Annotated in this window: 18 protein-coding genes; 9 read left to right on the top strand and 9 right to left on the bottom strand. The window is 60.1% G+C overall.

Annotated elements, in window-relative coordinates:
* Positions 1-696, top strand: a complete 696-nt coding sequence (trmH, locus tag WFM45_RS23595) for a tRNA (guanosine(18)-2'-O)-methyltransferase TrmH (protein WP_004931227.1) — start codon at positions 1-3, stop codon at positions 694-696.
* A complete protein-coding gene (gene recG / locus WFM45_RS23600; protein WP_336957448.1) occupies positions 693-2,774 on the top strand; it encodes an ATP-dependent DNA helicase RecG in 2,082 nt (693 codons plus the stop codon). The genes trmH and recG overlap by 4 nt, the downstream gene beginning before the upstream one ends.
* A 46-nt stretch (positions 2,775-2,820) precedes the next feature.
* Here recG and gltS read toward each other — a convergent pair whose 3' ends face one another.
* Positions 2,821-4,032: a sodium/glutamate symporter gene (gene gltS, locus WFM45_RS23605; RefSeq protein ID WP_060557979.1), complete on the bottom strand. Its 1,212-nt coding sequence runs from the start codon at positions 4,030-4,032 to the stop codon at positions 2,821-2,823.
* 240 nt (positions 4,033-4,272) lie between these two features.
* On the opposite strand from gltS, the gene WFM45_RS23610 reads away from it, so the two are divergent.
* Positions 4,273-5,673, top strand: coding sequence for a nucleobase:cation symporter-2 family protein (locus WFM45_RS23610; protein ID WP_021504483.1), 1,401 nt, complete (start codon positions 4,273-4,275; stop codon positions 5,671-5,673).
* A 128-nt stretch (positions 5,674-5,801) separates the two neighbouring features.
* Positions 5,802-7,463, top strand: a complete 1,662-nt coding sequence (locus WFM45_RS23615) for an AsmA family protein (protein WP_103086274.1) — start codon at positions 5,802-5,804, stop codon at positions 7,461-7,463.
* A gap of 37 nt (positions 7,464-7,500) precedes the next feature.
* Here WFM45_RS23615 and fabY read toward each other — a convergent pair whose 3' ends face one another.
* The 5 genes from fabY to typA all read right to left on the bottom strand — a co-directional run bounded on the left by fabY (position 7,501) and on the right by typA (position 12,429).
* Positions 7,501-8,448, bottom strand: coding sequence for a fatty acid biosynthesis protein FabY (fabY, locus tag WFM45_RS23620; RefSeq protein WP_004931235.1), 948 nt, complete (start codon positions 8,446-8,448; stop codon positions 7,501-7,503).
* A gap of 21 nt (positions 8,449-8,469) precedes the next feature.
* Entirely contained in the window at positions 8,470-8,907 is a 438-nt protein-coding gene (gene dtd, locus WFM45_RS23625) for a D-aminoacyl-tRNA deacylase (RefSeq protein WP_025304712.1), read from the bottom strand.
* Positions 8,904-9,797: a virulence factor BrkB family protein gene (locus WFM45_RS23630; RefSeq protein ID WP_021504485.1), complete on the bottom strand. Its 894-nt coding sequence runs from the start codon at positions 9,795-9,797 to the stop codon at positions 8,904-8,906. Before WFM45_RS23630 ends, dtd begins: the two co-directional genes overlap by 4 nt.
* Positions 9,798-9,848: 51 nt before the next feature.
* Positions 9,849-10,439 (bottom strand): glucose-1-phosphatase, encoded by a 591-nt coding sequence (gene yihX, locus WFM45_RS23635; protein WP_004931242.1) that lies wholly within the window; start codon positions 10,437-10,439, stop codon positions 9,849-9,851.
* Between the two features lie 166 nt (positions 10,440-10,605).
* Entirely contained in the window at positions 10,606-12,429 is a 1,824-nt protein-coding gene (gene typA, locus WFM45_RS23640; protein WP_004931243.1) for a ribosome-dependent GTPase TypA, read from the bottom strand.
* Positions 12,430-12,799: 370 nt separating this feature from the next.
* Between typA and glnA the strand changes: the two genes are divergently transcribed.
* From glnA to WFM45_RS23660, 4 genes are all read left to right on the top strand, one after another.
* On the top strand, positions 12,800-14,209 hold the full coding sequence (gene glnA, locus WFM45_RS23645) for a glutamate--ammonia ligase (RefSeq protein ID WP_004931244.1): 1,410 nt from the start codon (positions 12,800-12,802) through the stop codon (positions 14,207-14,209).
* A gap of 194 nt (positions 14,210-14,403) precedes the next feature.
* Positions 14,404-15,453: a nitrogen regulation protein NR(II) gene (glnL, locus tag WFM45_RS23650; RefSeq protein ID WP_004931246.1), complete on the top strand. Its 1,050-nt coding sequence runs from the start codon at positions 14,404-14,406 to the stop codon at positions 15,451-15,453.
* Positions 15,454-15,461: 8 nt separating this feature from the next.
* On the top strand, positions 15,462-16,874 hold the full coding sequence (gene glnG / locus WFM45_RS23655; RefSeq protein ID WP_033631367.1) for a nitrogen regulation protein NR(I): 1,413 nt from the start codon (positions 15,462-15,464) through the stop codon (positions 16,872-16,874).
* Between the two features lie 113 nt (positions 16,875-16,987).
* A complete protein-coding gene (locus tag WFM45_RS23660) occupies positions 16,988-17,110 on the top strand; it encodes a YshB family small membrane protein (RefSeq protein ID WP_004931250.1) in 123 nt (40 codons plus the stop codon).
* Positions 17,111-17,144: 34 nt separating this feature from the next.
* Here WFM45_RS23660 and hemN read toward each other — a convergent pair whose 3' ends face one another.
* On the bottom strand, positions 17,145-18,518 hold the full coding sequence (gene hemN / locus WFM45_RS23665; RefSeq protein ID WP_336957455.1) for an oxygen-independent coproporphyrinogen III oxidase: 1,374 nt from the start codon (positions 18,516-18,518) through the stop codon (positions 17,145-17,147).
* A gap of 182 nt (positions 18,519-18,700) precedes the next feature.
* Positions 18,701-19,243, bottom strand: coding sequence for a Der GTPase-activating protein YihI (yihI, locus tag WFM45_RS23670; protein ID WP_015379455.1), 543 nt, complete (start codon positions 19,241-19,243; stop codon positions 18,701-18,703).
* Between the two features lie 734 nt (positions 19,244-19,977).
* Here yihI and yihA point away from each other — a divergent pair.
* Positions 19,978-20,622, top strand: a complete 645-nt coding sequence (gene yihA, locus WFM45_RS23675; RefSeq protein WP_004931258.1) for a ribosome biogenesis GTP-binding protein YihA/YsxC — start codon at positions 19,978-19,980, stop codon at positions 20,620-20,622.
* A 278-nt stretch (positions 20,623-20,900) separates the two neighbouring features.
* Here the strand turns inward: yihA and WFM45_RS24675 are convergent, their stop codons facing one another.
* A complete protein-coding gene (locus WFM45_RS24675) occupies positions 20,901-20,948 on the bottom strand; it encodes a spot 42 RNA, inhibition of DNA synthesis (RefSeq protein ID WP_071892919.1) in 48 nt (15 codons plus the stop codon).
* Between the last annotated feature and the right edge of the window lie 168 nt (positions 20,949-21,116).

Consider the following 21,116-nt stretch of genomic DNA (forward strand, 5'->3'; position numbering starts at 1 on the left):
ATGAGTCCTGAACGCTATGCGCGGATTTGTGAAATGCTCGCGACCCGGCAGCCGGATCTGACGGTCTGCCTGGAGCAGGTGCACAAGCCGCATAACGTCTCCGCCATTATCCGTACCGCCGACGCCGTCGGCGTGCATCAGGTCCACGCCGTGTGGCCCACCACCCGCATGCGCACCCTGGTCTCCTCCGCCGCCGGCAGCAACAGCTGGGTCAGCGTTAAAACCCACCGCACCATCGGCGACGCGGTCGGGCACCTGAAAGCGCAGGGCATGCAAATTCTGGCTACCAACCTGTCTGCGCGCGCGGTCGATTTCCGCGAGGTGGATTACACCCGGCCAACCTGCGTGCTGCTCGGCCAGGAAAAAACCGGCATCACCGAAGAAGCGCTGGCGCTGGCCGATCAGGACATCGTCATTCCGATGATCGGCATGGTGCAATCGCTCAACGTCTCCGTGGCTTCGGCGCTGATCCTGTATGAGGCGCAGCGCCAGCGGCAAAACGCCGGCCTGTACCGTCGCGACAACAGCATGCTGGACGAAGAAGAGCAGCAGCGTCTGCTGTTCGAAGGCGGTTACCCGGTGCTGGCCAACGTGGCCAAGCGCAAAGGGCTGCCGCGCCCGCAGATCGATGAACAGGGCCAGGTGGTCGCCAGCGCCGAATGGTGGGCGGCCATGCAGGCGACGGTGCGCAAATGAAAGGCCGCCTGCTGGATGCTGTCCCACTCACCACGCTTTCCGGGGTTGGCGCCAGCCAGGCGGGCAAATTGGCCAAACTCGGCCTCGACACCATTCAGGATCTGCTGCTGCACCTGCCGCTGCGCTACGAAGACCGCACCCGCCTCTACCCGATCAACGATCTGCTGCCGGGCATCTACGCCACGGTAGAGGGGGAAGTGCTGCGCAGCGACATCAGTTTCGGCCGCCGCCGCATGCTGACCAGCCAGATCAGCGACGGCACCGGCATCCTCACCATGCGGTTCTTCAACTTCAACGCCGCAATGAAAAACAGCCTGGCCACCGGCCGCCGCGTGACCGCCTACGGCGAGATCAAACGCGGCAACCACGGCGCGGAAATCATCCATCCGGAATACCGCATTCAGGGCGAAGCCAGCGAGGTTGAGCTGCAGGAGTCGCTGACGCCGGTTTACCCCACTACCGAAGGGGTGCGGCAGGCCACGCTGCGCAAGCTGACCGATCAGGCGCTGGCGCTGCTGGATACCTGCGCCATCGCCGAACTGCTGCCGCCGGAGCTGAGCGGCGGCCTGATGAGCCTGCCGCAGGCGCTGCACACACTGCACCGCCCGCCGCCGGACATCCAGCTGGCGGATCTGGAGCTGGGCAAACACCCGGCGCAAAAACGCCTGATCCTCGAAGAGCTGTTGGCGCATAACCTCAGCATGCTGGCGGTGCGCGCCGGCGCCCAGAGTTACCGGGCGCAGCCGCTGCTGCCGGACGATCGGTTGAAAAACCGTTTTCTCGCCCAGCTGCCGTTTTCGCCGACCGGCGCGCAAACGCGCGTGGTGGCCGACATCGAAGCCGATATGCAAAAAGACTTCCCGATGATGCGGCTGGTGCAGGGCGACGTCGGCTCCGGCAAAACGCTGGTGGCGGCGCTGGCGGCGCTGCGCGCCATCGCGCACGGCAAACAGGTGGCGCTGATGGCGCCGACCGAGCTGCTGGCCGAGCAGCACGCCAACAATTTCCGCCAGTGGTTTGAACCGCTGGGGCTGGAGGTCGGCTGGCTGGCCGGCAAACAGAAAGGCAAGGCGCGCATCGCGCAGCAGGAAGCCATCGCCGGCGGCCAGGTGTCAATGGTGGTCGGCACCCACGCCATCTTCCAGGAGCAGGTACAGTTCAACGGCCTGGCGCTGGTGATCATCGATGAGCAGCACCGCTTCGGGGTACATCAGCGGCTGGCGCTGTGGGAGAAAGGCGAAGAGCAAGGCTTCCACGCCCATCAGCTGATCATGACCGCCACGCCGATCCCGCGCACGCTGGCGATGACCGCCTATGCCGATCTCGACACCTCGGTCATCGACGAGCTGCCGCCGGGCCGCACGCCGGTGACCACCGTCGCCATTCCCGATACCCGCCGCGCCGACATCATTCAACGGGTGAAGAGCGCCTGCCTGGAAGAGGGGCGGCAGGCTTACTGGGTGTGTACGCTGATCGAGGAATCTGAGCTGCTGGAAGCGCAGGCGGCGGAAGCCACCTGGGAGGAATTGAAAGCCGCATTGCCGGAGCTGAAGGTGGCGCTGGTGCACGGCCGCATGAAAGCGCAGGAGAAGCAGGCGGTGATGCAGGCGTTTAAACAGGGCGAGCTGCAGCTGCTGGTCGCCACCACGGTGATCGAAGTCGGCGTCGACGTACCGAACGCCAGCCTGATGATCATCGAAAACCCGGAACGGCTGGGCCTGGCGCAGCTGCACCAGCTGCGCGGCCGCGTAGGGCGCGGCGCGGTGGCCTCACACTGTGTGCTGCTGTACAAAACGCCGCTGAGCAAAACCGCGCAAACGCGCCTGCAGGTGCTGCGCGACAGCAACGACGGCTTTGTCATCGCCCAGCGCGATCTGGAGATCCGCGGCCCGGGCGAGCTGCTCGGCACCCGCCAGACCGGCAGCGCCGAATTCAAAGTGGCGGACCTGCTGCGCGACCAGGCGATGATCCCCGAAGTGCAGCGCGTCGCTCGCCACCTCCACCAGCACTACCCGGAACACGCCCAGGCGCTGATTGAACGCTGGCTGCCGGAGAAGGCGCGCTACTCCAACGCATAAAAAAGGGCGCCGACGGCGCCCTCTTCTTTTTTTCTGGCTCGCGATATCACCCCACCGCCGGGAACACCGGCAGCAGCAGATACAGCTTGATGACGATGGCGTTGGCGATATCGATAAAGAACGCCCCCACCATCGGCACCACCAAAAACGCCACGTGCGACGGGCCGAAGCGATCGGTGATCGCCTGCATGTTGGCGATCGCCGTCGGCGTGGCACCCATGCCGAAGCCGCAGTGGCCGGCGGCCAGCACCGCCGCGTCGTAGTTCTTGCCCATCACCCGGTAGGTGACGAATATCGCGTACAGCGCCATCACCAGCGTCTGCACCGCCAGGATCGCCAGCATCGGCAGCGCCAGCGAGGCCAGCTCCCACAGGCGCAGGCTCATCAACGCCATCGCCAGGAATAGCGACAGGCTGACGTTGCCCAACACCGACACCGCCCGCTCGAACACGGTATAGAAGCCGGTGAAGGCCAGCGTGTTGCTGAGGATCACCCCGACGAACAGCACGCAAACGAAGTTCGGCAGTTCAAACACCGTGCCGCCCAGCAGGCCGGCAATCAACTGCCCCAGGCTCAGACAGATGGCGATCATGGCGATGGTTTCGATCATCACCAGCGAGGTGATGAGACGGCCGCTTTCCGGCTTCTCAAAACCGCTCGGCTGCACGCTGTCATCCGGGGTGCCTTCCGGCGTAGAGGAGTGTTTGACCAGATAGCGCGCCACCGGGCCGCCGATCAGGCCGCCCAGCACCAGGCCGAAGGTGGCGCAGGCCATGGCGACTTCCGTGGCGTTTTCAAAACCGTAGCGCTCGATGAACAGCTTGCTCCAGGCCGCCCCGGTGCCGTGGCCCCCCGACAGGGTGATCGATCCGGCAATCAGGCCCATCAGCGGATCCAGCCCCAGCATTTTCGCCATGCCGATGCCGATGGCGTTCTGCACGATAAGCAGCCCCAGCACCACGAACAGGAACACTACCAGCACCTTGCCGCCGGCGCGCAAACGCGCCAGGTTGGCGTTCAGGCCGATGGTGGCGAAGAAGGCCAGCATCAGCGGATCCTTCAGCGACATGTCAAAACTGACTTCCCAGTTGACGAGCTTTTTCAGGGCTAACAGCAGAAGGGCCACCAGCAAACCGCCGGCGACGGGAGCGGGAATGGTATATTTTCGCAGCAGGGGAATGGTTCTGACGCACTTGCCTCCGAGGAGCAAAACCAGCGTCGCCGCGACTAACGTGCCATAAGTATCAAGATGAAACATCCAGGTACTCCATGTAAGGGAAAAGATCCAAATAAAAATAATAAGTTATAGAAAACCACTTAGTTTTTAAACTTGATGAGTGCAGGATTAGAAGTAAAAAACGCTGAGATGACAAGAAAAAATGAATGAAAATGCGACATAAACGGGAAAGTCGGCAACATAATATTTACGCGCAACCGTTTGCTTTTGCGGGGCGGGGCATTAAAATGCCTGCTTTGCCGTATCTGGAAACGCCACACCATGAGCATGTCATCCTCCGAGCTTGATGCCGCGCGCCAAGCCGCCTCAGAACCCCGCGCCAGTGAACTGATTTATCGCCTGGAAGATCGCCCGCCGCTACCGCAAACGCTGTTTGCCGCCGGCCAGCATCTGCTGGCGATGTTCGTCGCGGTGATCACACCGGCGCTGCTGATCTGCCAGGCACTGGGCCTGCCGGCACAGGATACCCAGCACATCATCAGCATGTCGCTGTTCGCCTCCGGTCTGGCTTCCATTCTGCAAATCAAAACCTGGGGACCGGTGGGTTCCGGGCTGTTGTCGATTCAGGGCACCAGCTTCAATTTCGTTTCGCCGCTGATCATGGGCGGTCTGGCGCTGAAAAACGGCGGCGCCGACGTGCCGACCATGATGGCCGCGCTGTTCGGCACGCTGATGGTCGCTTCCTGCACCGAAATTTTACTGTCGCGCGTGCTGCATCTGGCGCGCCGCATTATCACCCCGCTGGTTTCCGGCATCGTGGTGATGATCATTGGCCTGTCGCTGATTCAGGTCGGTCTGACCTCGATCGGCGGCGGCTACGCCGCGATGAACGATCACAGCTTCGGCTCACCGAAAAACCTGCTGCTGGCCGGCGCGGTGCTGGCGGTCATCATCCTGCTGAACCGCCAGCGCAACCCTTACCTGCGCGTCGCTTCGCTGGTGATCGCCATGGCGGTCGGCTATCTGTTGGCCTGGGCGATGGACATGCTGCCCGCAGGCGCATCGGCAGCCCCAACGGCGGCGATCACCATCCCCACGCCGCTCTATTACGGCCTGGGCTTCGACTGGAACCTGCTGCTGCCGCTGATGCTGATCTTTATGGTCACCTCGCTGGAAACCATCGGCGACATCACCGCCACTTCCGACGTCTCCGAACAGCCGGTCAGCGGGCCGCTGTACATGAAGCGCCTGAAGGGCGGCGTGCTGGCCAACGGCCTGAACTCGATGCTGTCGGCGGTGTTCAACACCTTCCCCAACTCCTGCTTCGGCCAGAACAACGGCGTGATCCAGCTGACCGGCGTCGCCAGCCGTTACGTCGGCTTCGTGGTGGCGCTGATGCTGATCGCGCTGGGGCTGTTCCCGGCGGTGGCCGGCTTCGTGCAGCACATTCCCGAGCCGGTACTGGGCGGCGCGACCATCGTGATGTTCGGCACCATCGCCGCCTCCGGCGTGCGCATCGTGTCGCGCGAGCGCCTGAACCGGCGCGCCATCATGATCATGGCGCTGTCGCTGGCCGTCGGCATGGGCGTCTCCCAGCAGCCGCTGATCCTGCAGTTCGCGCCGGACTGGCTGAAAACCCTGCTCTCTTCCGGCATCGCCGCAGGCGGCATTACCGCCATCGTGCTGAACCTGGTGTTCCCGCAGGAACACGAGAAAAAGTAACCCGTCCATTGACGTTCAAACGGCCGCTTGCGGCCGTTTTTTATTGTCTATCAGACCATTGCCCTTGAGATGCCCGGCCAATTGCGGCATAAACAGGGTATCTTTTTTGACCGATGCGGATGTAGACGATGAAATTTATCGGAAAGCTGTTGCTGACGTTGCTGCTGCTGACCGTGCTGGCGGCGGTGGTGCTGTATCTGGTGGGGCAAACCCGCTGGGCGGCAGGCCGCCTGAGCGCCTGGATCAGCGACAACAGCGAATACCGCCTGTCGATAGGAAAAATCACCCACTCGTGGAATCAGCCGGGCCAGATCGGTCTGGAAGAGGTGCAGCTGGCGCGCAATGGCCAGCCGCAGGCGCTGGCCGCCAAACGCGTCGATCTCGGCCTCAGCCTGCGCCAAATCACCGAACCGCGCTATTTCCACAGCGTCACGCTGCGTGACGGCACGCTGAACGTGCAGCCGCAGACTGCTGCGCTGCCTGTACAGGCCGACGTGCTGCAGCTGAGCAACATGGCGCTGCAATCCAACGATAACGAGTGGCAGCTCAACGCGCAGCGGGTCAATGCCGGCATCACGCCGTGGCGCCCGCTGGCCGGCCATCTGCTGGGGGACAACAATCAGTTCCAGTTCAGCGCCGGTTCGATGACGCTGAACGGCATTCCCGCTTCGAAGGTGTTGGTGCAGGGGGAGCAAAAACAGGGCCAGCTGCTATTGAACAACTTCGGCGCCGATCTGGCGCAGGGCGACCTGACCGGCGTGGCCAGCCGCGCCGCCGACGGCAGTTGGCAAGTGGATCGCCTGCGGCTGAGCGGCGTGCGCATGCAGACCCCGTTGACGCTGGCGGAATTCATGCAGCGCTTTACCACCCTGCCGCCGGTCACCCTCAAGCGTTTCGATCTGATCGACGCGCGCCTGGAAGGCAAGGCGTGGGCGTTTAACGATCTCGATCTGTCGCTGCAAAACGTCAGCATCGAAAAAGGCGACTGGCGCAGCGAAGACGGCTCGCTCAACGTCAATGCCAGCGATGTGATCAACGGCGGTTTCCACCTGATCGACCCGATCGCCACCCTGCGCCTCTCCTCCGCCGGCATCGCCATTCAGCAATTCACCACCCGCTGGGAAGGCGGGCTGCTGCGCACCTCCGGCAATTGGCTGCGCGCCGGCAAACGCCTGCAGCTGGATGAAGTGGCCATGGCGGCGCTGGAGTACACCCTGCCTATCGACTGGCGCGAGCTGTGGCTGAAACCGCTGCCGGAATGGCTGGCGGAGGTGTACGTCACCAAGCTGACCACCAACCGCAATCTGATTATCGATATCAACCCGGCATTCCCGTTCCAGATCACCGCGCTGGACGGTTACGGCAGCAACCTGCTGCTGGCGCGCGACCACCAGTGGGGCATTTGGTCCGGTTCGTTAAACCTGAACGGCAGCGAGGCCACCTTCAACAAAATCGATGTGCGGCGCCCTTCGCTGGCGCTGAACGCCGACGCCAACCAGATCGCCGTCACCGAACTCAGCGCCTTTATGCCCAATGGGCTGCTTGAGGCCAACGCGACCGTCGATCAGCTGCCGGGCAAGCCGTTCCAGCTGACGCTGCACGGCCGTTCGGTACCGCTCAATACCTTGCAGCAATGGGGATGGCAGCCGGTGCCGCTGACGGGCGACGGCAACCTTGAGCTGCAGTTGAAAGGGCTGTTGAACAGCGACGGGCCGTTCAAAGCTTCATTGAAGGGGACTCTGCAAGCCACCGCCGGCGACGGCCAGACGGTGAACCAACAGCTGCCGTAATCTATCGCGCGGCCCGCCGCCAGGCAGGGCCGCCGTTTTACTCTTCCAGCGCTTCGGAACCGCCCTGATCCAGCGGCACATCCGGCTCGGCCGGCAACACCATGTAAGTGCCTTCGAACACCGCGCCCTTATCCTCATCGCCGAACAGATGCACTTCGGCGTGCACGCGCGCGCGGCGGCCTCGCGCCAGACGCGCCAAATCACCGCTTAGCGAACCGAGATCCGCCACCGCCCGCGGCCTGCCGGTGATCGGTTTGCTGTAGCGAATGTGCGCGTCCGCCAGAATGATAGTGCCACCGAGATGGCGCTCGCGCAGCAGCAGCCAAATCAGCCCCCAGGCGGTCAGCGTCGCCAGCGAGAACAGGCTGCCGGCAAACAGCGTATGGTGCGGGTTCTGGTTGCCGATCTCCGGCATGGTGGTGACGAAGCGCTGGCCGGTGTACTGGCTGATGCGCACGCCCATCTTTTCGCTCAGGGGGATATGTTCATACCAGGCCTGCTGCAATTGGCCGCACCAGTCGGGGCGATGCAGGATATCGTCCAGCGTCGCTACCGGTTTGATCATCAAAAAGTGGCGGATCGGGGTGGTCTGCGGCGCAGTGATCTCGCCCTGATTGACGAACCCCAGCTTGGCAAAGAAATCCACCGCATCTTCACGGGCGCTGCACACCACCCGCTTCACGCCTTCCTGCCGCGCGACGGACTCCAGCGTCATCGCCACCAGCGTCCCCAGCCCTTTATCCTGCAGCGTCGGGTCTACCGCCAGAAAACGGATCGCCGCCTCGTTGTCGGCATTGATGTACAGCCGCCCGATGGCGACGATTTTACCGGCCTCGTCCACCACCATTTGGTGATGGGCCATGGCGTCATAGGCATCCTTTTCCGAACCCACCGGCTGGTGCAGCGGCTTGCGCAGCATTTCCCAGCGAAACTGGTAATACTCTTTCAGTTCTTGCTCTGTTACGGGTACTCGTAGGTGATACATAGACGCCTGTTCTCCGAATGCTTAGACCTGTAGCCAGAATGTCACCGGACCATCGTTGACCAGCGCCACCTGCATGTCGGCGGCGAACTCGCCGGTCTGGGTCTCTACGCCGCGTTCGCGGCACTGGCCAACAAAATATTGATACAACCGATCGGCTTCCTGCGGCGCGGCGCCGCGCGAGAAGCTGGGCCGCATGCCTTTCTGGGTGTCCGCCGCCAGGGTGAACTGCGAAACGACCAGCACGCTGCCCCCGGCCTGCTGGACGTTGAGGTTCATCTTGTCGTTCTCGTCGCCGAAAATGCGGTATCCCAACACGCGTTCGCACAGGCGCTGCGCTTTTTGCTCGTTATCGCCCTGCTCCACGCCCAATAACACTAACAAACCGGGGCCAATTTTGCCTACCGTCTCGCCACCCACCGTGACGCTGGCGTTTAACACCCGTTGAATCAACGCAATCATTCCTGCTGCCCTTCTGCTTTTGGTTCCTGTTGCTCCGCCTTCTGCCGGCGGTAGTCGCGATATTCGCCGATGGTCACGGTGATTTCCGCGCCAAGTAACACGATACACCAGCTCCAGTAGACCCACAGGAATAAAATCGGGATCACCGCCAGCACGCCGTAAATCAGCTGATAGGAAGGGAACATGGTGACGTACAGCGCGAATCCCTTCTTGCCCAGCTCGAACAGCAATCCGGCCACCACCGCGCCAATCAGCGCGTCTTTGGGCGGCACGCGCACCGTCGGCACGATGCAATACAGCAGCCAGAAGGAGATGCACGACAAAATCAACGGGAAGATGCGCAGCACCTGATCCACCAGGCCATTGACGCCGGTCTGCGCCAGCCAGTTGAGCGACAGCAGGTAAGAACTGATGGCCATGCTGGCGCCCACCAGCAGCGGCCCAAGCGTCAGCACCATCCAGTACACGGCGAAGGAGAAGACGATCGGCCGTTTGTTCTTGCTGCGCCAGATGGTGTTCAGCACGCTGTCCACCGAGGAAATCAGCAACAGCGCAGTGACGATCAGCCCGCAGGTGCCGACGGCGGTCATCTTGTTGGAATTGGCGACGAACTGTTCCAGGTAGTTCTGGATCACGTTGCCGGCGGCCGGCACGAAATTGGAAAAGATAAAGCTCTTCAGCTGCTCGCTGATGTCGGAAAACATCGGGAAAGCCGCGAACAGCGCGAACACCACGGTGACCAGCGGCACCAGCGACAGCAGGGAAACATAGGCGAGATGGCCCGCCAACATCGTCAGGCCATCATGATCGATACGCTGGTAAAGCAGCCGTCCGAAGGTGACGCCGGGCTTAATCGCAGAGGGCAGCTTCTTGCGGCGGAAAAACGACATGGTCACTCCTTGATGTCCGTTGATACGCCTTAAGCTTAACGCGCCCTGCGCTCATTGAGCAAAATAGGCCGGCACCACGTCGCGATCGGTGACGTGCACCGTCTTGATCCCCAGCGCCTGCGCGGCGAGGACGTTCGCCGGGTGATCGTCGAAGAACACCGCGTCGGCGGCGGCGGTGTTTTCCGCGGCCAGCACATGTTGATAGATATCGGCCTCCGGCTTGCGCATGCCGAGATCTTGCGACAAATAGAGATGATCGGCGGCGGCGGCCACTTCAGGATAGTGCTGCGGCCAGTAGTTGCAGTGCAGGCGGTTGGTGTTCGACAGCACCACCACCCGGTGGCCTTCGTTGCGCAGGCGCTGCATGATGTCGATCACTTCCGGGCGCAGCGCGACAAATACCGCCTGCCAACCGGTGGCAAATTGTTCGAAGCTGAGCGCAATGCCCATTTCATCGCACAGCTTGCCGGCGAAGTCTTCATCGCTGATTTCACCGCGCTCATGTTGCTGGAACACCTCACCCATGGCGAAACGATCGGACAGCACCGCCAACGGCGTGCCGCTCAAATTGCTCCACACGCCCAGCACACGCTTGAAATCGATATCGACGATCACATTACCTAAATCAAAGATATACAGCATAGTCCTCTCCTGATGGGCCGGTGAGATTTCACTGTAGCGGGAAAAGGAACAGCTGAACAGGGAGCGAACGGAAAAGCGCATAGCGCGCCGCACAAACGGGGAACAACAGAGGAAAAAACTCAGGGCGCGAGAACCGCGCCCTAAGCATGAGACACTCAATCAGCGATTAAGCGTCTTTAGGACCGCGGCTGGCACGCTTACGATCGTTTTCCGTCAGGTGACGCTTACGGATACGGATCGAGGTTGGCGTTACTTCTACCAGTTCGTCGTCATCGATGAACTCCAGAGCTTGCTCCAGGGTCATTTTGATGGCCGGAACCAGGGTAGTCGCTTCGTCAGTACCGGAAGCACGCATGTTGGTCAGCTTCTTACCGGTCAGGCAGTTTACGGTCAGGTCGTTGGAACGTGAGTGAATACCGATGATCTGGCCTTCATACACTTCCGCACCGTGGCCCAGGAACAGCTTGCCGCGATCCTGCAGGCCGAACAGCGCGAACGCGACCGCTTTGCCCTGGCCGTTGGAGATCAGCACGCCGTTCTGACGCTGGCCCACTTCGCCCGGACGCACGTCGTCGTAGTGGCTGAAGGTGGAGTACAGCAGGCCGGTACCCGAAGTCATGGTCATGAATTCGTTACGGAAGCCGATCAGACCGCGGCTTGGGATCACGTAGTCGAGACGCACGCGGCCCTTACCGTCCGGATCCATGTTTTTCAGGTCAGCTTTACGCTCGCCCATCGCCTGCATCACGGAACCCTGATGCTGCTCTTCGATATCCAGCGTCACGTTCTCGAATGGCTCCTGCTTGCGGCCATCGATTTCGCGGAAGATAACTTTCGGACGGGAAACCGCCAGCTCGAAACCTTCGCGACGCATGTTTTCGATCAGCACCGACAGGTGCAGCTCGCCACGACCGGAGACGCGGAAGGCGTCCGCATCGTCGGTTTCTTCGACGCGCAGCGCCACGTTGTGCACCAGCTCTTTGTTCAGACGATCCAGGATCTGACGCGACGTCACGTACTTGCCTTCTTTACCGCAGAACGGCGAGGTGTTGACGTTGAAGAACATGGTGACGGTCGGTTCGTCGACGGACAGCGCCGGCAGCGCTTCTACGGCGTTGGTGTCGCAGATGGTGTCGGAGATGTTCAGCTCGCCCAGGCCGGTGATGGCGATGATGTCGCCCGCTTCCGCCAGGGTGCTGTCGATACGCTCCAGACCCAGGTGACCCAGCACTTTACCCACTTTACCGTTGCGAGTTTTGCCTTCGCTGTCGATGATGGTGACCTGCTGGTTCGGCTTCACTTTACCGCGCTTGATGCGGCCGATGCCGATAACGCCCAGGTAGTTGTTGTAGTCCAACTGGGAGATCTGCATCTGGAATGGCGCTTCCAGCTCAACCTGCGGCGCAGACACGTGGTCGACGATCGCCTGATACAGCGGGGTCATGTCTTCCGCCATGTCGGTGTGGTCGACGCCGGCGATGCCGTTCAGCGCAGAAGCGTAGATGATCGGGAAGTCGAGCTGCTCGTCGGTCGCGTCGAGGTTCACGAACAGGTCGAACACCTGATCCACAACCCAGTCAGGGCGCGCGCCAGGACGGTCAACCTTGTTGATGACCACGATCGGCTTCAGACCGTTGGCGAAGGCCTTCTTGGTCACGAAGCGGGTTTGCGGCATAGGGCCATCCATTGCATCCACAACCAGCAGCACCGAGTCAACCATCGACATCACGCGCTCTACCTCGCCGCCGAAGTCGGCGTGTCCCGGGGTATCCACGATGTTGATACGGTAACCGTTCCAATTAATGGCGGTGTTTTTTGCGAGGATGGTAATCCCACGCTCTTTCTCCAAATCGTTGGAGTCCATTACGCGTTCGGTGGCTTCCGCACGCTCTCCGAAAGTACCGGATTGTTGCAGCAGCTTATCAACCAGGGTGGTTTTACCATGGTCAACGTGGGCAATAATGGCGATGTTACGCAAATTTTCGATCACAGCTTTGCCTCGGGCATTAGAAATAGCGCGCTATTGTACACGTATTAAGCGAGGGACTAAACAAGATCACAACCATCTCTTATAAACAACCGCGTACCGGTCAGTTTGTGATCCCTTTCACGGTGCAAAAAGCCGCAATCGTTGCACTTTTGCACCATTTCAGTGCCCACGCTCACCCCAATTGCACCATTTCGGTGCAATTTATCACTGATGGTGCATACTGTGGTTGGGTAAAACCCGCGCAGAAAGGCGATGAAAGCCTTTTTTAAAAGTTGGCACGCTTTTCGCTTTAGTCTTTTCAAGGCGAAAAAAAGCCAGTTCCACAGATTCGTTCCACGACGACGACAATGATAAACCGGGAGAGTTAAGTATGTCCGCTGAACACGTTTTGACGATGCTGAATGAGCATGAAGTGAAATTCGTAGACCTGCGTTTCACTGACACCAAGGGTAAGGAACAGCACGTGACTATCCCGGCTCACCAGGTAAACGCCGACTTCTTCGAAGAAGGTAAAATGTTTGACGGCTCCTCTATCGGTGGTTGGAAGGGCATCAACGAATCTGACATGGTGCTGATGCCGGACGCCAGCACGGCGGTTCTGGATCCGTTCTTCGAAGAACCTACGCTGATCATTCGCTGCGACATTCTCGAGCCGGGCACCATGCAAGGCTACGATCGCGACCCGCGCTCCATCTCCAAACGCGCCGAAGACTTCCTGCGCTCCTCCGGCATCGCGGACACCGTGCTGTTCGGGCCAGAGCCTGAGTTCTTCCTGTTCGACGACATCCGCTTCGGCAGCAGCATCCGCGGTTCCCACGTGGCGATCGACGACATCGAAGGCGCCTGGAACTCCGGCACAAAATACGACGGCGGCAACAAAGGCCACCGTCCGGCGGTGAAAGGCGGTTACTTCCCGGTTCCACCGGTCGACTCTTCGCAGGATCTGCGTTCCACCATGTGTCTGACCATGGAAGAGATGGGCCTGGTGGTTGAAGCGCACCACCACGAAGTGGCGACCGCCGGTCAGAACGAAGTGGCAACCCGCTTCAATACCATGACCAAGAAAGCCGACGAAATTCAGATCTACAAGTACGTGGTGCACAACGTGGCGCACGCCTTCGGTAAAACCGCGACCTTCATGCCGAAACCCATGTTCGGCGACAACGGTTCCGGCATGCACTGCCACATGTCGCTGTCCAAGAACGGCACCAACCTGTTCGCCGGCGACAAATACGGCGGCCTGTCTGAAACCGCACTGTTCTACATCGGCGGCATCATCAAGCACGCCAAGGCGATCAACGCGCTGGCCAACCCGACCACCAACTCGTACAAACGTCTGGTACCAGGCTACGAAGCGCCGGTGATGCTGGCTTACTCCGCCCGTAACCGCTCCGCGTCCATCCGTATCCCGGTGGTCGCCAGCCCGAAAGCGCGCCGCATCGAAGCCCGCTTCCCGGATCCGGCGGCTAACCCATACCTGTGCTTCGCCGCGCTGCTGATGGCCGGCCTGGACGGCATCATCAACAAGATCCACCCTGGCGACGCCATGGACAAAAACCTGTACGACCTGCCGCCGGAAGAAGAAGCCGAGATCCCAAAAGTGGCCGGCTCGCTGGACGAGGCGATGGCCGCACTGAACGAAGACCGCGAGTTCCTGACCCGCGGCGGCGTGTTCACCGACGATGCGATCGATGCCTACATCGAACTGCGCAAAGAAGAGATGGACCGCATTCGCATGACGCCACACCCGGTTGAGTTCGAACTGTACTACAGCGTCTAAGCCCTACCCGCGCCGTCTGCCCTGGCGGACGGCGCCCACAATTTTTGTTATCGCTTTTTTGTTGCCGTGGAAACTTTCAGCCCATCTTCGGATGGGTTTTTTTCTCCACCGTATTTTCTGCAAAACTATTCCATACCGTGTCGATCCCGGATGGAGTAGGATAGATGCACTAAAAAGGTGCAGGAGTCTGCTGTATGGCAACTGGCAAGCTGCCCGATGCTGGGCAGATCCTCAATTCACTCATCAACAGCATCCTGCTGTTGGATGACTCTCTGGCGGTTCACTACGCCAACCCGGCGGCACAGCAGCTGCTGGCGCAAAGCTCCCGCAAGCTGTTCGGCACGCCGCTGCCCGATTTGCTCGGTTATTTTTCGCTGAACGTCTCTTTGATGCGCGAAAGCCTGCGCGCCGGGCAGGGCTTCACCGACAACGAAGTGACTCTGGTGGTCGACGGCCGCGCGCATATCCTTTCCCTGACCGCTCAGGCGCTGCCGGAAGGCTATATCCTGGTCGAACTGGCGCCGATGGACAATCAGCGCCGCCTGAGCCAGGAACAACTGCAGCATGCCCAACAGGTGGCGGCCCGCGATCTGGTGCGCGGTTTGGCGCACGAAATTAAAAACCCGCTGGGCGGCCTGCGCGGCGCGGCGCAGCTGCTGGCCAAGGCGCTGCCCGATCCGGCGCTGACCGAATACACCAAGGTGATCATTGAGCAGGCCGATCGGCTGCGCAATCTGGTGGATCGCCTGCTCGGACCGCAGCGGCCCGGCCAGCACATCACCCAGAGCATCCATCAGGTCGCGGAGCGCGTCTGCCAGCTGGTGTCGCTGGAAATGCCGGATAACGTCACGCTGGTGCGCGACTACGATCCGAGCCTGCCGGAAATGGCCCACGACCCGGATCAGATAGAACAGGTGCTGCTGAACATCACCCGCAATGCGCTGCAGGCGCTGGGTGAGGCGGGCGGCACCATCACGCTGCGCACCCGCACCGCGTTTCAGATTACGTTGCACGGCACCCGCTACCGCCTGGCGGCGCGCATCGACGTCGAAGACGACGGCCCCGGCGTGCCGGCGCAGCTGCAGGACACGCTGTTTTACCCGATGGTCAGCGGCCGTGAAGGCGGTACCGGCCTGGGATTATCCATCGCCCGCAATCTGATCGATCAGCATTGCGGAAAAATTGAGTTCAACAGTTGGCCAGGTCATACCGAATTCTCGGTCTACCTGCCCATTCGCCAGTGAGGTTTGCAATGCAACGAGGGATAGTCTGGATCGTCGATGACGATAGCTCCATCCGCTGGGTGCTTGAGCGCGCGCTCACCGGCGCGGGCCTGAGCTGCGCCACCTTCGAAGGCGGCAATGACGTGCTGGAAGCCTTGGCCACGCAAACCCCCGACGTGCTGCTGTCCGATATCCGCATGCCGGGCATTGATGGTCTGGCGCTGCTCAAGCAGATCAAACAGCGCCACCCGATGCTGCCGGTGATCATCATGACCGCGCATTCGGATTTGGACGCCGCCGTCAGCGCTTATCAGCAAGGGGCCTTCGACTACCTGCCGAAGCCGTTCGACATCGACGAAGCGGTGGCGCTGGTCGAGCGCGCCATCAGCCATTATCAGGAACAGCAGCAGCCGGTGCGCAGCCAGCCGGCCAGCGATCCGGCGGCGGACATCATCGGCGAAGCGCCGGCGATGCAGGACGTGTTTCGCATCATCGGCCGGCTGTCGCGTTCGTCGATCAGCGTGCTGATCAACGGCGAATCCGGCACCGGTAAAGAGCTGGTGGCACATGCGCTGCACCGCCACAGCCCGCGCGCCAAATCACCGTTCATCGCCCTGAACATGGCCGCTATTCCCAAGGATCTGATCGAGTCCGAGCTGTTCGGCCACGAGAAAGGCGCCTTCACCGGCGCTAACCAAATCCGTCAGGGGCGCTTTGAACAGGCCGACGGCGGCACGCTGTTCCTCGACGAGATCGGCGATATGCCGCTCGACGTGCAAACGCGCCTGCTGCGGGTGCTGGCGGACGGCCAGTTCTACCGGGTCGGCGGCTATGCGCCGGTGAAGGTCGACGTGCGCATCATCGCCGCCACGCACCAGAACCTGGAGCTGCGGGTACAGGAAGGCAAGTTCCGCGAGGATCTGTTCCACCGCCTGAACGTGATCCGCGTACACCTGCCGCCGCTGCGCGAACGCCGTGAAGACATCCCGCGGCTGGCGCGCCACTTCCTGCAGATCGCCGCCAAGGAGCTGGGCGTCGAGGCCAAGAACCTGCATCCGGAAACCGAAACCGCGCTGACCCGCCTGCCCTGGCCGGGCAACGTGCGCCAGTTGGAGAACACCTGCCGCTGGCTGACGGTGATGGCCGCCGGGCAAGAGGTGCTGATTCAGGATCTGCCGGGTGAACTGTTCGAAACCGCTGTGCCGGAGAGCCCCAGCCACAGTCTGCCGGACAGCTGGGCCACGCTGCTGGCGCAGTGGGCCGATCGCGCGCTGCGTTCCGGTCATCAAAATCTGCTGTCGGAAGCACAGCCGGAAATGGAGCGCACGCTGCTCACCACCGCCCTGCGCCACACCCAGGGGCACAAACAGGAAGCCGCGCGCCTGCTGGGCTGGGGGCGCAATACCCTCACCCGCAAGCTTAAAGAGCTGGGCATGGAATAGGAACGGGGATGGATGATGAAAAACGCAGTCCGGCGCACAAAAAAACGCCAACCTCAGGCTTTACAGCAGGTGCGGGCGCAGTATGATCGTGTCGCACACTCTGGAGGTTGACGATGCTGGACTCATTCATCGCATTCATTTCTCAGGGCGCGGAGCTGGGCTCCGCCGCCAGCCACACCCCGCAGGCGGCGGTCGCCGCAGTGTTGTGCGCCGCGCTGATTAACTTCTTCAGTTAAAAAAACAGCCGCATCAGCGGCTGTTTTTTCATCCTCAGATCACCCGTGAGAACTGCTGGCTGCGCGCCTGTTGCCGCAGATAGCGGTCAAAACACATGCAGATATTGCGGATCAGCAAGCGCCCGCGCGGCGTCACACGAATGCCCTGCTCGTCGCGCTCCACCAGCCCATCGCGTTCAAACGGCGCCAGCAGCTGCAGGTCTTCGGCGAAATAGGCGGTGAAATCGATGCCGTATTGCCGTTCGAGCGGCTGATACGCCAACCGAAAGTTGCAGATCAGGGTTTTGATCAGATCGCGCCGCAGGCAATCGTCGTTCGTCAGCGCCAGCCCGCGCCACAGGGCGTTGCCCTGCGCCGGTACGCTCTCATAGTAACGCTTCAGCTCTTTCTGGTTCTGCGCATAGCTGTCGCCGAGCATGCTGATGGCCGACACGCCCAACCCCAGCAAATCGCTGTCGCCCTGGGTGGTATAACCCTGGAAATTGCGGTGCAGCTTGCCTTCGCGTTGCGCAATCGCCAGCTCATCGTCCGGGCGTGCAAAGTGATCCATACCGATAAACTGATAGCCGGCGTCAGTCAGGAACGCGATGCTCTGCTGCAGGATATCCAGCTTCTGCTGCGCGCTGGGCAGATCGGCGTCTTTGATTTTGCGCTGGGCGGCGAATAAATTCGGCATATGCGCGTAGTTGAACACGCTGAGGCGATCGGGATTCAGTTCAGCCACCCGCTGCAGGGTGAAGGCGAAGCTTTCCGGCGTCTGTTTCGGCAGGCCGTAGATCAGATCGATATTGGTCGAGCGGAAGCCCAGCGCTTTGGCCCGCTCGATCAGGGCGAAGATAAAGGCTTCGTCCTGCTCGCGGTTGACCAACTGCTGCACCTGCTTGTTGAAATCCTGCACCCCCATGCTCAGGCGGTTAAAGCCTTCGGCGCGTAAATGATCGAGCACATCCAGCGCTATCTCGCGCGGATCGACCTCGATCGACATCTCCGCATCGGGCAGAAAATCAAAATGTTCGCGCAGCAGCGCCACCAGCCGGCTGATTTGCGCTTTATCCAGATAGGTTGGCGTACCGCCGCCCCAGTGCATCTGGCCAACCTTGCGGCCGGCGAACAGCGGCGCACGGCTGGCGATCTCTTGCGCCAAAACGTTCAGGTATTCGTCGGCCTTGTGCGTCTGGCGCGTCACCAGCTTGTTGCAGCCGCAGAAATAGCACAGCTTATGGCAGAAAGGGATATGCACGTACAGCGACAGCGGCCGCTCAGGGTAGCGCGCCGCGGCGCGTTGAAACGCCGCTTCGTCGTAGCGCTGGTTAAATTCCAGCGCCGTGGGGTATGAGGTATAACGCGGCCCTGAGTAGTTATATTTTTGGATCAGGGCCAAATCCCAGACAATCGTCTGCTCTGACATGCTCACTCCTTCCGATATCTTTTTCTACCGGGCCGGGAGAGGGGCGGTTGTCTGCGCTGTCTGGCCACGGAAGCGCTGCGAAAACGCGCTTTGCGCTTAGACAGCCGCCATAGTTTACCGAATAACCACAGCAGATAACACATCAAGAGTAGGGCTATTGTCGGGATCAGCCACATGGCGCGTTAAAAGGCGTCCTTCGGGTTACCGCCTTTCAGCAGCTTCAGAATATCTTCCTGCTTCTCTTCTTCTTCTTCGTCGTCTTCATCGCCCAGCTCGATGCCCAGCACGTCCATCAGCACATCGATACGATCCAGCGTCTTGTCGACATACGCCTGCTCTTGCGCGTTCAGCGTTTCGCCATCGTCGATGCGATCCAGCAGCGCGTTCAGGCGTTCGTCATTTTCCAGCTTCGCCAGCTCTTCTTCCGGCGACAGACGCGGTTTCGCTTCGGCCTTTGGCTTCGGCTGCGGTTTGGCCTTCACTTTGGTTTCGTCGACCACCAGCGCAACCGGCACTTTACTGCCGATACGCGGATCTTTGGCTTCCGCCGCCGATTTGTTTTTCTGGCTGCCGGACTCGACCTGAGTGCGTGAACCGGAAGCGTGGCCGCGGCGCTTTTTCAGGCGTTTGCGCTCGCGCGCTTCCTGATCGAGCTCCATACGGCTTTTCTTTTTCGTTTTTGACTTCGCCGCGCTGCCGCGAGGTGCTTTTGATGGCTGGTTCATAGCGTGTGCTCTTAGGTATGTAGATTCAGTATAGAATTGCGGCGGAATCTAGCAGAAAGCGGACAAAGAAAAAAGGCGGCAGGTTAAACCTGCCGCCTATTTCGCACCTTCTTGCGAAGGGTATTCCTGTTACGCGCTCCTTGCGTACATGCAACATCCCGGTTTTTCCTTCTGCTATAACCGCATTCCCTGCCACTACGTCCTTCATCCTGAAAGGAAAATCGTCCATGGCGCAATCCTTTCGCATCCGCTCTTCCCGAGCGCGCTTCCTGCGGGCATCCAAACTGCCGATACTTCACCATCCGATGTGCCTGCCGCCTATTCCGGTGCGAAAGGGTCACTTCCTTTTGCGTTCATCCTGGCACTCATTGCACGCCCTGTGCATTCCCTGAGATTTGTCATCCTTCCCGGATGTTCCCTAATCCTGCGCAACCCTGCGTTAACGAGTACTTTACGTTATTGTTGCGAAGGCTCAAGGCACCTGACGCCGATTTGACTGACATTTTCACACAACGAAAAAATAACATGTTGTTTTTAAAATAAAAACATAAATATCACTTTCGAATAAAGCGACATTACCCGCGATTCGAATGGCAAATGTCTCACAACGTACGGTCGGCTTAACTGTCGTTTTATCGCGCCCCGCCGCTTAAAAACGGAGAAACACGCCATTTTTACCGCTGATGCAGTTATAATCGCCAACCAGTTAGCCATCCTCACGGAGACGAAAAATTTTGACCAGCAAGAACTACAACTATCATGTGACCCATTTCGTCACCAGCGCACCCGATATTCGCCATCTTCCGGGGGATGCAGGAATTGAAGTCGCCTTTGCCGGCCGTTCCAACGCCGGTAAATCCAGCGCGCTGAATACGCTGACCAACCAAAAAAGCCTGGCGCGCACCAGTAAGACGCCGGGGCGCACCCAGCTGATCAACCTGTTCGAAGTGGAAGACGGCATTCGTCTGGTCGACCTGCCGGGTTATGGCTACGCCGAAGTGCCGGAAGAAATGAAGCGCAAATGGCAACGCGCGCTGGGCGAATACCTGCAGATGCGCAACAGCCTGAAAGGGCTGGTGGTGCTGATGGATATCCGCCATCCGCTGAAAGATCTCGACCAGCAGATGATCCAGTGGGCGGTCGACGTCGGCACGCCGGTGCTGGTGTTGCTGACCAAGGCCGACAAGCTGGCCTCCGGCGCACGCAAGGCGCAGCTCAACATGGTGCGTGAAGCGGTGCTGCCGTTTATGGGGGATATCCAGGTCGAAGCCTTCTCATCGCTGAAAAAGATCGGCGTCGACAAGCTGCGCCAGAAGCTGGACACCTGGTTTAACGAGATCCCGCCGGAAGTGCTGCCGGAAGAGGACATCGGCGAATAAGCCCTGATCGCACGTTTGAGCCGATGTCTTACCGCATCGGCTTTTTTATGCCCGCAGAACGGCCGCAGGCGGGATTTTTTGTTATCTAATTACACTTTTGAAATAAAGCCATCATAAAGACTTATTGCCAAAACGGGCTTGTCTCGCCGAATTACGCGGATTGAGGGAGCGGAAGCTGAAATGAAAAGCGGGGCCTATCGATAGGAAAAACGTATGGTTTGCTGCTGTTTTTACAATAAAAAACGCCCCAGTCAATACTGACTGGGGCGGCTAAATATTCAGCCAAATCCGATTACGTGAAGTAAAAGGTCTGAAAGATAGAACATCTTACCTCTGTACCCTACGCCTGTAACTCTACATCATTTTTTCGCAGGGAAAAAGAATTTTTTGTAGTTTACTTACACAACTTGCGGCGCAAGAACGGCGAAGTTGGGGAAACTATCGCCGAATCTTGTAGCTTAATTACGAAAAGTGCTTAGCTTCTCGCCAGTTAG

The sequence above is a fragment of the Serratia sp. KG1D genome (assembly GCF_037150675.1).
GTDB lineage: Bacteria > Pseudomonadota > Gammaproteobacteria > Enterobacterales > Enterobacteriaceae > Serratia > Serratia nematodiphila.

Bases quoted from the DNA above. Each gene is read 5' to 3' on its own strand.
- trmH (WP_004931227.1), top strand. From the start codon at position 1: ATGAGTCCTGAACGCTATGCGCGGATTTGTGAAATGCTCGCGACCCGG.
- recG (WP_336957448.1), top strand. From the start codon at position 693: ATGAAAGGCCGCCTGCTGGATGCTGTCCCACTCACCACGCTTTCCGGG.
- gltS (WP_060557979.1), bottom strand. From the start codon at position 4,032: ATGTTTCATCTTGATACTTATGGCACGTTAGTCGCGGCGACGCTGGTT.
- WFM45_RS23610 (WP_021504483.1), top strand. From the start codon at position 4,273: ATGAGCATGTCATCCTCCGAGCTTGATGCCGCGCGCCAAGCCGCCTCA.
- WFM45_RS23615 (WP_103086274.1), top strand. From the start codon at position 5,802: ATGAAATTTATCGGAAAGCTGTTGCTGACGTTGCTGCTGCTGACCGTG.
- fabY (WP_004931235.1), bottom strand. From the start codon at position 8,448: ATGTATCACCTACGAGTACCCGTAACAGAGCAAGAACTGAAAGAGTAT.
- dtd (WP_025304712.1), bottom strand. From the start codon at position 8,907: ATGATTGCGTTGATTCAACGGGTGTTAAACGCCAGCGTCACGGTGGGT.
- WFM45_RS23630 (WP_021504485.1), bottom strand. From the start codon at position 9,797: ATGTCGTTTTTCCGCCGCAAGAAGCTGCCCTCTGCGATTAAGCCCGGC.
- yihX (WP_004931242.1), bottom strand. From the start codon at position 10,439: ATGCTGTATATCTTTGATTTAGGTAATGTGATCGTCGATATCGATTTC.
- glnA (WP_004931244.1), top strand. From the start codon at position 12,800: ATGTCCGCTGAACACGTTTTGACGATGCTGAATGAGCATGAAGTGAAA.
- glnL (WP_004931246.1), top strand. From the start codon at position 14,404: ATGGCAACTGGCAAGCTGCCCGATGCTGGGCAGATCCTCAATTCACTC.
- glnG (WP_033631367.1), top strand. From the start codon at position 15,462: ATGCAACGAGGGATAGTCTGGATCGTCGATGACGATAGCTCCATCCGC.
- WFM45_RS23660 (WP_004931250.1), top strand. From the start codon at position 16,988: ATGCTGGACTCATTCATCGCATTCATTTCTCAGGGCGCGGAGCTGGGC.
- hemN (WP_336957455.1), bottom strand. From the start codon at position 18,518: ATGTCAGAGCAGACGATTGTCTGGGATTTGGCCCTGATCCAAAAATAT.
- yihI (WP_015379455.1), bottom strand. From the start codon at position 19,243: ATGAACCAGCCATCAAAAGCACCTCGCGGCAGCGCGGCGAAGTCAAAA.